This is a genomic window from Kitasatospora purpeofusca, from assembly GCF_034043715.1.
Lineage (GTDB): Bacteria > Actinomycetota > Actinomycetes > Streptomycetales > Streptomycetaceae > Kitasatospora > Kitasatospora purpeofusca_A.
In genome coordinates this window covers 1-1,334 of the sequence record NZ_JAXCLC010000155.1, presented here as the reverse complement: position 1 = coordinate 1,334, position 1,334 = coordinate 1, and the positions used below count along the sequence as shown (strand labels likewise).

Below are 1,334 nucleotides of genomic sequence, written 5' to 3'. Positions count from 1 at the left end.
GGATGCTCTTATGGATGTCAAGCCGCGGTTGTGAGCTGCTCGGCGGTGATCGGTGAGGTGGTGGGGGCGGTCAGGGCCTGGTAGATCTCGCGGGCGATGTACCGCTTGAGGCAGCGGATGATCTCCTTCTTCGACAGGCCGTCGGCGGTGCGGCGGGCCATGTAGTCCTTGGTGCGCTGATCCCAGCGCAGGCGGCAGAGCACGATCCGGTAGAGCGCCGAGTTCGCGCCCCGGTCGCCGCCCCGGTTCAGGCGGTGGCGCTGGGTGCGGCCGGAGGAGGCCGGCAGCGGGGCCGCGCCGCAGAGCATGGCGAAGGCCGCCTCCGAGTGCAGGCGCTCGGAGTTCTCCCCGGCTGTGACCAGCAGCTGTCCGGCGACGTCCGCGCCGACGCCGTTCAGGGCGAGCAGGGCCGGGGCGATCTCGGTGACCAGTGGGGTGATGAGCTCGTCGAGTTCGACGATCTCCTCGCCGAGCCGTTGGTGGCGGCGGGCCAGGGTCCGCAGTGCGAGCCGGGCCGCGACAACGGGTTCGCCGGCCCGTTTGGCGTCCGGTCGTGAGGCCGAGCAGGTGGCGATCAGCTGTCGGTCGCCCAGGTCCCGCAGAACGGCGCGCAGTTCTTCCGGCGCGGTGATGATCAGGTTCTTCATCTGCCTTGACACATCAGCGCGTTGGCGTATCGCGCTGCGGCGGGCGACGCGCAGGCTCCGCAGGGCTTCCACCCGGCCGTCGCGCCGCTTGGGTGTGCCGGTGCGGCGCTGGGCCAGGGCCGCGCGGGCTGCGGCCTCGGCGTCGACCGGGTCGGACTTGCCCTGCCAGCGGCGGGCCTTGCGGTCCGGGCGGTCGATCTCGACCACGCTCACGTCCTGCTCGCGCAGGTGGTGGGCCAGGCCGGCCCCGTAGGCGCCGGTGCCCTCCACCCCGACCAGCACCAGGGTGCCGAACGAGCGGAGCCAGGCCAGGAGCTTGCGGTAGCCGGCCGCGGTGGCCTCGAACTGCTCGGCGCCCAGCGGGCGTCCGGCCGAGTCGACGACGGCTGCGGTGTGGGTGTCCTTGTGGGTGTCGACGCCGCCGGTGATCTCACGGGCCTGCTGTGCGATGGTGGACATCGCCGTCCTCTCCATTGAACCGGTCGGGGCGGCAGCCACCGGTCCGGCGAGCGGACAGGACAGTGATGGGGCCTCTGGCCAGGCTCTTATGAAGTCACGCATACCGGGCCGGTGGATGCACACGAACGCCTCCCGGGCGGGGCCGACAGATCCCGTTGAGGACCCGAGGTCAGTCAGAGGGTGGGTCAGACCCCACCGGGAGGCGCTCATGAACATCCTCACTGTCAG

At 71.4% G+C, this 1,334-nt stretch carries 1 protein-coding gene; it reads right to left on the bottom strand.

Annotation, left to right across the window (positions count from 1 at the left end; translation table 11 throughout):
* Window positions 1-17: 17 nt before the first annotated feature.
* On the bottom strand, window positions 18-1,106 hold the full coding sequence (locus SM793_RS36295) for an IS110 family transposase (RefSeq protein ID WP_320443406.1): 1,089 nt from the start codon (window positions 1,104-1,106) through the stop codon (window positions 18-20).
* Between the last annotated feature and the right edge of the window lie 228 nt (window positions 1,107-1,334).